Source organism: Blautia caecimuris, assembly GCF_024622975.1.
In the GTDB taxonomy this organism is placed as follows: domain Bacteria; phylum Bacillota; class Clostridia; order Lachnospirales; family Lachnospiraceae; genus Blautia_A; species Blautia_A caecimuris.
Genome location: NZ_JANJZT010000059.1, coordinates 1 through 9,932, shown reverse-complemented (window position 1 = coordinate 9,932; position 9,932 = coordinate 1). Strand labels below are relative to the sequence as shown.

The following is a 9,932-nucleotide window of genomic DNA, read 5'->3' as shown; positions in this document are numbered from 1 at the left end:
TAGGCATTTTTTAAAAGTTGTTTATAATGATATATTACAAAACAGGTGACTGTGGATAAAACTGCGGAAACTCAAGAATTTCTGTATATTTCCCTTTTAAAAAATAAGTAGTATAATATTTTGCCATACCTTTCTCCCTATATTGCATTTAACTCTGACAGCGCTTGATTGTACAATTTATCAATTTTTCTCCTTGAAAGATATTTTGTAGAAATAACAGAACGGTTCGTCATATTCCATTGAGCGTAATCCCAATTTTCTATTTTAATTCCCAGTTCATCTGCCTTTTCAAAAACTTCGCTTCCTGGATATGGCACCATACACGAAAGAACAATCTGCGCCCCTTCCTTTTTAAATTGTTTTGCCATAGCAACTGTTTCAGCAATGGTTTCTTCTGTATCTTCCGGTAGTCCAATCAACATACTGCACACAACATGTATTCCTTCCTCAAGACATCTCTTGACAATACTATGAGATCTTTCAATGCTAATTGTCTTATTTATGGATTTCAGGATTTTATTGTTTCCACTTTCTATTCCAAATTGTACAAATTTAAGTCCTGCTTTTTTAAACAGCTCAACAATTTCCTCATCCATAAAATTAATATTTACTTCTGCACTAAATGTTACAGGAAGCTGCTTTTTACATATAGCCTCCAACAATTCTTTTGTGCGTTTCTTATTGTAAGCAAATACATTATCTACAAAATTAATATGCCGATAACCATATCTTTTCACAAGCATATCCATTTCATAAATAATAGAAGAGATTTCCCGTTCTCTAGGCAAACCCATACAGGCAGAAGCGCAAAATTTACATTTTCCAATGCAACCTCTGCTTGCAAGAATAGTAGAAGCATTTTTGTATTTACTTAAATCAAGTAATGTTCTATCTGGTATCGGAACATTTTCTAAATCTTTTACTACTAAATAGTCTGGTTTATTATAATGTATCTGATTCTGATAAATATAAGAAATACCTTCTACATCTTTTAAATGTTGCTTATAATTATTACCATAATCTTTCAAAATGCGAATGATTTTTAAAATAACCTCTTCCCCTTCACCACGAATCACTATATCAGCAATTCCTCGTTTTAACGGTTCCTCCGATTGAAAAGATACATGATGACCTCCCCAAATAAAAATAGTCTCATTTAATATCTTTTTCATTTTTTTAGCCAACTCACATGTATAGGGATAAGAAGTAGTAGCAACAGAAAAACCAATAATTTGTGGTTTCAACTGAACAATTTTTTGAATCATTTCATCTTCCATATCCTGATTTTCCAAAGAATTAAAATCAAACACCTTTACTGGCTCACCTGATTTTTTTATAACTGTTCCCAGATACAGAAGTCCTAGCGGCGGCATATCCAGGCTTGCCTGCATAAAAGATGAACTATTTTTGGTATTATTGGGATCTTTTGGATATATTAATACTATCAATGTTTTCTCCTTGAATTACTTATATTGCATTTAATGTCAATAATGCTTCCGAATGCAATTTGTTAATCTTTCTCGCACTTAAATTCCTTGTACATGCCACAGCCCTGTTTAAATCCCAATGGGAAAAATTCCAGTCCTGTATTTCCACACCAAGTTCTTCCCTCTTACGATATGCTTCTGTCCCCGGATATGGTGTCATAATAGAAAACGCTGGTTCTGCTCCCATTCGTTTTAATTTTGTTGCAAAAGCTATTGTATCACGCACTGTTTCTTCTGTGTCTGCTGGATGTCCGATAACAAAACTGCAGGCTACTCCTATTCCTTTTTGACAGCATAGTTGTACTGTTTTTTCCACTCTTTCCAGCGTAATATTTTTATGTATACTTTTCATCACTTCTGCGTTTCCTGTTTCCACCCCAAACTGAATGGAAGTTACTCCAAATGCTTTTAACAGATCCAAATACTCCTCATCTACTTCTGTAACTCTAGCCTCAATAAAACAGTTTATTTTAATCTCCTTTTGTTCCAGAATCCGGAAAATCTGTATAGCACGTTTTCTATTTGACGCAAATGTGTTATCTACAAAATAGATATTTTTTGTTCCCTGCTTATAGAGACTTTCGATCTCATAAGCCACATTTTCTGCACTTCTTGTTCTGATAGCACCAAATGCACCTGCCGCACAGAATTGACACTTTGCAACACAACCTCTACTGGAAATTATTGTTCCTGTATTGCGATATAGGTCTGTTCTCAGATAACTGCGCTTTGGAATTGGGAGCTTATCTAAATCCTTTACACGTAAAATATCAGGTTCTGTTGAACATATTTTGCCTTCCATCAGAAAAGAAAGTCCAGGTATATCACAAAGGAGACTTTTATGTTTATGATTCCCAAGGCAATCTACTACCCTACCAATCACCTCTTCTCCTTCTCCCCGTATAACAACGTCCACCATATTACTTTTTAGTGCTTCAGCATATTCGAAGGTTACATGATAACCACCCATAAAAATAGGATAATCCATTCCCAGCTTATTTTTTAGAAATGTTGCCACTTCCATAGCTGTAACATAAGAAAGGGTAGAAGATGAAATACCGACACACTTCGGCGGAGCCTTGACCAATGCTTCTAATTCCCCCTTAATTTCTGCCTCATCCAGCACCGCCATATCTAATACCTGAACTTCAAAACCTTCTGTTTCTAATTCTGTTGCCAAATAGCAGACACCTAAAGGCAACATTTCCGTTACTCTTTTCATTTGAGAATCCATTATCAAGTGATTCGTATCGTTATGGCTTGAATTGATCAATACAACATCCATGGCTCCCCCTCCTATTTATAAAAATAGCATTTCTTTGTTTCATCTTTTTCCTGAAGACAGATTTTACGTTCTCCACTTAATCCATATGAAATATTGATACTTCCTCCTAAACAACTACCGGAACGGATTTCAAAATCTTCCAATACATCATATTCATTTAAGACCTCTTTCGGTATTGTAGGCAAGAAAGAGTATGTAATTTCCGCCTGCCGATTCATTTTTTCAATGAAATCTTGAAATTTTTTTGTATGTTTCAGATCATAAGAATTTAAAAATTCTAATCTGTATGTCTTCCAGATATCTGCTGCATTAAAAAAATTTTTAAGTCCTTTTAAAAATAAATTCTGTGTCGATTCATCTACGGGGAATAATGTATGTACTTTGGAATCATGAATAGATTCAAACGCCATCTCCTTCATAAATTTTCCAAGTTCTGTTCCTACCTGAACAAATAATTCTGGTAGCAAAAAATAATGTGAAATATCAACATTCTGTTCCAGAAGAATTTCTTTCAGTTCTCCCTTTTTTGCAATGAATTCTCCGGCTTCTTCGATTGGAAAAGAAAGTGACAATTCAACTCCTTGCCGAATTGTTTTATTTGTTTCTTCAATCATCTTTTGCACATCATCTAAAAAAAGATCTGAAAAATGGCTTAGAACAAGATTAATAAGTAAAACTTCCTCTTTTTCAGCCTGCTGCAATATCTTCTTCAGTGTTTCTATTTTCATAATACATTCTGTTGGTTCTACATGATTAACCGGAATATTACAGACTGTTTTTGCAGGTCCGCTGATCTCAATATCATATTTTACTGCTGATTGAATGTTTCCTAATCCAAAACTCATATATATCCCCCCTACATTCTATCTATATGTGGCTGCGAAAACGGTATCCAATTTATAATCCCATACTTACCTGCATTTGCCAGAATTTTCTCAACCTTTCCTTCAACATCTTCCACTGAAGCGAATAGAGATTCTTTTTTTACCAGTTCCTTAATAGTTTTTGGTGCATTGAATCCATCACATAATTTTAAAATATATATGGTTAATTCATCTGTCAAAACTAAAGCATCATTGTACAAAAGTATATATTCTCCCGCTTGTTCCTGACGAGCTACACATCTGGTTACCAATGGAAAAAATGGCGGTACCGTTGCCGGCCATTGCCCTGCCTCTTTCCATTTCTCTTTGCTTACAACACTAAAATCCACTTCTGTCTTTGCATTTTTGAATAATTTCCACTGCTGTAAAAACATAGTTTTAATATTGATTATCATATAGTATTTACCTCCATTACCGCCTCAATAAATCGTTTATGTAATTGGCGCTGTGTAAAATTCTGGGTTTCAAATACTGGAGAAGTCGTTGCTCCCCAATGATCATAATTCCAGTCCTTTATAACAAGTCCTTTTTGCTCTCTATTTAGAAATACTGGGGTTCCGGGATAAGGTGTCAGCATCTCTATTTTTGCCTGTCCTCCCATACGTTTGATTTTTCGAATTGCATTTACTGTATCCTGTATGGTTTCGTTGGTATCTGTCGGATGTCCAATTATGAAAGTACACATAACACGCAACCCATGATTTAAACAAGTTTCAACAGCTCCATATACTCTGTCCAGGGTAATATCTTTATGGATATCTTTCATAACCTGATCATTTCCTGTCTCTACCCCGAATTGAACAGCAATTGTATTCATATATTTTAATTTTTCTACTAGTGAATCGTCTACATTGCTTACTCTGGTTTCCAAACTGTATGTGAAATCTAATCCACTAGCAGCAATGGCATCTGCAATTTTATAAGTACGCTCTTTATTCGCCGTAAATGTATTATCAATAAAACAAATATGTTCAAAGTTAAAATCTCTTTTTAATTCCTTCAATTCTGCCACTATGTTTTCAGGACTTCTCAACTTAATTCCACCCCAGGCACCGGAAGCACAAAATTCACACCTAGCAACACAGCCCCTACTGCCCATAACTGTTGCCGGGGTTTTATAACGTTCCATGGGTAATAAACTTCTATCAGGAAACGGAAGATCATCTAAATTTTCTATACGGAGCAAATGTGCATTTTTATTATAAAGTTCTCCATTTTCATTGATAAATGCAATGCCCTGTTTTTCTTCCAGAGAACTTCCTTTATCCCTAACGATTTTATCTGCAAGCTCAACAAAAATTTGCTCACCTTCTCCAAGAATTACAATATCTGCCATATTCTCACCCAAACACTCTTCTGGTAGAAAACTGGCATGATATCCTCCAAAAATTACCTTGCAGTTCTTTCCTAATCTCTCATGGATTTTTTTAGAATATGCGACTGCATAATTGTAATTAGGTGTACTAACTGATAATCCAATAATTTTAGGAGCATTTTGAAATATTTTTTCGCTAATCTGCTCGATTTCCTGCTCTGTATATAAGTTAAAATCATATACTTCTACCTTGTATCCATACTTTTCCAAATTTGCAGCAATATAAAGTAAGCCTAACGGTGGCATATCCAAGCTTGCCACCAATGCACTTGCAAACATATTACTTTCATATCTAGGATACAATGGGTTAATTAATACAATATCCATTTGCCCTCCTTTCTACAAAGCGATGGGCAGATTACCTGCCCACCGCCTTGTCCTAAAACTCACATAGGAACAATCGCAATTACAATGATACTCAGAATTGCGCCTCCCGCACTTGCTGCAGGGACAAAGTCTGTCAACATAGCCTCGTCTAATGATGTTCCGTTTAACATTGATAATGGTTCAAACATATCACATCCTCCTTTCTACAAGTGTTTATAGGAATTTCCTATGTGTTAAAATATACCATTTTCTTTTGAAATTGATGTGCTATCGAAGTGAAAACCATGTGAAACCATCGCTACTTCTCCCACAAATAAAATAATTAACAGAGCCTTTTAATTATTTCATGCTCAACTGGATAACTGACTATTAGATATTTTTTAACGCATCTTGGCATAAACTTGGCACATTTCTGCGATTGAAGGGTAAATTTACCCATGTTACAATTGATATTGCTTATAGTATTCCTATTTTTACCAGCACCTTTATCGGTGCTTTTTTTGTACCCGTAAACCTTTCGCTGACAGTAGCCAATACTTACACAGTACGTACAGCGTACTTCCCCTAAAATAAAAACGTATTCTGTGCGTACAGTGTAAGTAAAACTTCCTATTATATAATGAAGGGAGATTACCATGAAAACAAGAAATGAAATCTATCAAGGGGAAGGTGCCCAACTGCTCCGGTTCATTACAACTTACCATTCGCTGCAATATGAACAGGTCTTACGGCTCTTTTCCAAAAACAGAGAGTCTATCAAATCTCTGATCACCAGTCTGGTAAAACAAAAACGCATTATCTATGATAAGGAGAACGGGCTTCTCTGCGACAGCCAGGAATCTGCAAACAATCCTGATTATGGGATGATTGCATCTTTTTGGGTGCTTTTGGACTTCAAAAACGCCATTGTGTACCATACTGACGGTGAATTTCCTGTGAAACTGAACTTTTTCTCTAAAGATGAGTGGTATGAAGTCCTCTATGTCCCCCAGGAACAGGAATATCTTATCAATCATGTCATGGAAAGCCAGACAAAAAGCGATGCGAAACGGCTGGTTGTATTAGAGTCGGAAGAACAGGCTTCAAAAATTCATATCACAGGTGTGATTGCCTTTTGCCTTGTAGACTCCTCTACCGGATCTGTCAGCTATTATGCAAAGAAATGAGGTATGTATGAACACCAAAACTGTTTTTGACCGTTTACAGAGCATTGATGATGAAGTCCAAAAACTTCACAACACTATTTTTGCATTGAAAACAACAGATATTCAAGCGTATGCCGACAAATACGAAGAGCTGAGTATCAGTGCTGCCCTACGTTCTGAAAGGATTGCCTGCCAGCTCAGAAATCTGGTATATACCACAACTGATACTGGAAAGAAAGACTATCTGAAACAGGCTGCGGCTGTGCAGGGAATCAAAATTTCTTTTTCAAATAGTGTTCTTTCCATTACCATGCCAGGGCTACTGCCCAAACGTAAATTGCGAACCAACACCGCTTTTCTACATGAGCCATTAAACCTTGCCTTGCAGACTTATGTGACAGAACATTCTATTCCGTTATATAAAAGATGTGTGGTCTGTTTCAGTCAAATTTATGACCAGAGCCTTTCTTTACAACGGATACGTGATTACGATAATTTGGAGTTCAAACAGATTTTAGATACTATCGCTTCCTATGTTCTGGTTGATGATACGGGACTCTTTTGCGACTCCTATCACACTACGGAACTGGGTAATTACGATCACACCGTTATCTTTGTAATGGAACCGGAAATCTTTCCTGGCTGGCTGAAAGATAGAAAATCGTCTATCAAAACCATATCGGAAATTTCCTGATATTTTTCTTTCTTTTTCCGATATGGGTAATTTTTCTGCAAAGAAGCCATATTCTTTGCATTTTTTATGCTTAATACCGCCCTTACTTTACCCAAGTATAGGCTGTCATAGGTAAAAATCGAACTGAGGTGATGCTTATTTGATAAAAACCGATTCTATAAAATATCAGCTTTTGGAAATGGTTGGGCTATGTGGGGAATTCCCTTCCGGACAGCTTAACAGATTGATTGAGAGTGATTCCTATGCAGAGAAGGTGGTTACAGATTTAAAGCAGAGTAAGCTTATAAGAACACACTATAAAGATGGCCTACGAGGTTATCGCCTTACCAAACGGGCAAAAGAACTGCTGCTTTCGCAAAATTCCTGTCGTTTTCAAAACTATTTAACCGGAAATGCAGAAACCAACCTCATACGTAGCGAATTACCAAGACGGCTGCGGCTTCATCAAAAAGCAGAAACCTATTTGACGCTTTCTCATGCCGGAATCCCATTCTTTCCAGATGAAAAGCCCCTGCTTTTTTCTGAATCCGGCGAAGCGGCTACGTTTCCTGTGCGAAGCCTTCCTCTGTTTTACTCTTCCAGGGAAATTAAAAATCTTGGAGCATCCACTACCAAAATCAAAAATTCCCGTTGTATAGGAATCCTGATGGCTCCTCACTGTGTCTATGCTGTTTATAATACCGGAAATACACTTTTAAAATGGGAATACAAAACGGAAGTCCGGCTCAATGCTTTTTTGCAGCACTATCTTCAGGGACTTCCTTACCATGGCCCGCCTATCGTTTATGCCATCATGACTGGCAGTGATATGGATATGGCTTTCCGGCTCCTAACCAGTACCGGTGGATACAAAAAAACACTGTTCATGCTGGATACTGCGTATGAACACTTCTATTTCCTGCCCAATAACAGCTACGGAGAATACCTGCTCCGTTTATTGGTACAACCCCAGCGTATGATGCAGCTCAATCAGCTACTACTGTCCGACTGTTTTCCCCAGCGTGAGGATCTGCCAATTGAACATGATGGAATAGACAGCCAGGAAAAGCCTATTTTGCTTGCGTATGATTTTGACATGCAGCGTATCAACCGCTTCAATACTGGATTAAATGTATATGGGCTATCCGGGAACCTGATTTGCTTTGACTTTCAGCTTCCCTGCCTGAAAAAATACCTGACTGCAGATATACACTTCTCCAGCATTGATTTTCAAAAGTTTAAAAGGAGGTTTTTCAATGAACTGTAAATGGTGGAAGTTCCTGTTTTTGCTTCCCATAATCGTCTGCACTCTGTATGCCGGAGGATACGCAGCACAATTTATTAAAAACTATCAGGAATGGACTTCTGCCGGAAACTTTGCCGGCAACGGAACCTATCCGCAAGCAGCTTCTTTACACCCGTTGGTCTGCTTTCATACTGCCCTTACCGATTTCCCATACAATTTGTATGGGATTTTTCTTTGCCTGATTCTCTTTGGGCTTCTTACTTTTTTACTTATGCGTATGGGATATGACAGAAACGGGGAGATTAGTGACCATGACCGGAACTTAAATTACTCTACAAAAGGAACCTACGGTACGTCCGGATTCATGACTCCAGATGAAATGATGAAAGTTTTGGAACTGACCGGAGATGTAAAGAAAAATAAAGGAACCATTTTAGGCAAATTGAATGGCAAAGCCGTATGTCTTCCATATCAAACACGAATGAATAAAAATATCGCCGTATATGGTGCCAGCGGTTCCATGAAATCCAGAGCATTTGCTAGGAATATGATTTTCCAGTGTGTCGCCAGAGGGCAGGAAGGCAACAACGCTTCTGGGGAAAGTTTAATCATTACCGATCCCAAAAGCGAACTCTATGAAAGCATGTCTGCTTATTTGGAAAATGAAGGCTATGTAGTAAAAGCATTTAATCTGGTCAATCCGGAAAACTCGGATAGTTGGAATTGTCTGGGTGAAATCAATGGACAGGAAACGATGGCTCAGGTATTTGCAGATGTCATTATCCAGAATACAGGTTCCGGAAAGGGAGATCATTTCTGGGATAATGCGGAGATGAACCTGCTAAAAGCCCTGGTTCTCTATGTGGATCAGGGCTTTCCGCCGGAAGCCAGAAATATCGGACAGGTTTATAAGCTGCTGACCATGAGTTCCGAAAAGGAGCTGAACAGTCTTTTTGATCTGCTCCCAGTGTCCCATCCAGCAAAAGTTCCTTACTGCATCTACAAACAAGCCAGTGATACCGTGCGAAGCGGAGTTATTATCGGATTGGGTGCTAGACTTCAGGTATTTCAGAATAAACTCATTCGGCAGATTACCTCTTATGATGAGATTGATCTGACACTTCCAGGGAAACAGAAATGTGCTTACTTTTGCATTACCTCAGACCAGGACAGCACCTTCGATTTTTTATCTTCCCTGTTTATGACCTTCATCTTCATCAAACTGGTCCGTTATGCAGATAAATATGGAGAAGAAGGAAAACTTCCTGTTGCTGTACATATACTGGCTGATGAGCTTGCTAACACCGGAGCTATCCTGGAATTGAATAAGAAGATCAGTGTAATCCGAAGCCGGAATCTCAGCATTTCCTGCATCTTTCAGAATTTACCACAGATGCAGAACCGCTATCCTTATAACCAATGGCAGGAAATTATCGGTAACTGTGTGCGCCCAGAAGTCGCCAGCGCATTATAAATTCGGCGGCGTGGTATTTATGGAATACTGCCTTTA

The 9,932-nt window shown here is 37.8% G+C and carries 9 protein-coding genes and 1 pseudogene; 4 read left to right on the top strand and 6 right to left on the bottom strand.

What is annotated here, in order from left to right:
• Positions 1-137: 137 nt before the first annotated feature.
• The 6 genes from NSA57_RS18820 to NSA57_RS18795 are packed head-to-tail and all read right to left on the bottom strand — an operon-like array spanning position 138 to position 5,546.
• Complete coding sequence (locus NSA57_RS18820) at positions 138-1,448, bottom strand: B12-binding domain-containing radical SAM protein (protein ID WP_257465772.1); 1,311 nt, start codon at positions 1,446-1,448, stop codon at positions 138-140.
• Between the two features lie 19 nt (positions 1,449-1,467).
• Positions 1,468-2,772, bottom strand: a complete 1,305-nt coding sequence (locus tag NSA57_RS18815; protein ID WP_257465771.1) for a B12-binding domain-containing radical SAM protein — start codon at positions 2,770-2,772, stop codon at positions 1,468-1,470.
• An 11-nt stretch (positions 2,773-2,783) separates the two neighbouring features.
• Positions 2,784-3,617: a hypothetical protein gene (locus tag NSA57_RS18810; protein ID WP_257465770.1), complete on the bottom strand. Its 834-nt coding sequence runs from the start codon at positions 3,615-3,617 to the stop codon at positions 2,784-2,786.
• Between the two features lie 11 nt (positions 3,618-3,628).
• Positions 3,629-4,051, bottom strand: a complete 423-nt coding sequence (locus tag NSA57_RS18805) for a hypothetical protein (RefSeq protein ID WP_257465769.1) — start codon at positions 4,049-4,051, stop codon at positions 3,629-3,631.
• Positions 4,048-5,358, bottom strand: a complete 1,311-nt coding sequence (locus NSA57_RS18800) for a B12-binding domain-containing radical SAM protein (protein WP_257465768.1) — start codon at positions 5,356-5,358, stop codon at positions 4,048-4,050. The genes NSA57_RS18805 and NSA57_RS18800 overlap by 4 nt, the downstream gene beginning before the upstream one ends.
• A gap of 59 nt (positions 5,359-5,417) precedes the next feature.
• The gene (locus NSA57_RS18795; RefSeq protein ID WP_257465767.1) at positions 5,418-5,546 is read right to left on the bottom strand and encodes a hypothetical protein; all 129 of its coding nucleotides are present in this window, start codon (positions 5,544-5,546) and stop codon (positions 5,418-5,420) included.
• A 447-nt stretch (positions 5,547-5,993) separates the two neighbouring features.
• Between NSA57_RS18795 and NSA57_RS18790 the strand changes: the two genes are divergently transcribed.
• The 4 genes and pseudogenes from NSA57_RS18790 to NSA57_RS18775 all read left to right on the top strand — a co-directional run.
• Complete coding sequence (locus tag NSA57_RS18790; RefSeq protein ID WP_257465766.1) at positions 5,994-6,524, top strand: DUF5697 family protein; 531 nt, start codon at positions 5,994-5,996, stop codon at positions 6,522-6,524.
• Positions 6,525-6,531: 7 nt separating this feature from the next.
• Positions 6,532-7,197: a DUF6100 family protein gene (locus NSA57_RS18785; protein WP_257465765.1), complete on the top strand. Its 666-nt coding sequence runs from the start codon at positions 6,532-6,534 to the stop codon at positions 7,195-7,197.
• Positions 7,198-7,336: 139 nt separating this feature from the next.
• Positions 7,337-8,443 (top strand): hypothetical protein, encoded by a 1,107-nt coding sequence (locus NSA57_RS18780; protein WP_257465764.1) that lies wholly within the window; start codon positions 7,337-7,339, stop codon positions 8,441-8,443.
• Positions 8,433-9,866 (top strand): annotated as a pseudogene (locus tag NSA57_RS18775) (VirD4-like conjugal transfer protein, CD1115 family); the annotation flags it as partial. The gene NSA57_RS18780 and the pseudogene NSA57_RS18775, both read left to right, overlap by 11 nt.
• Positions 9,867-9,932: the final 66 nt, after the last annotated feature.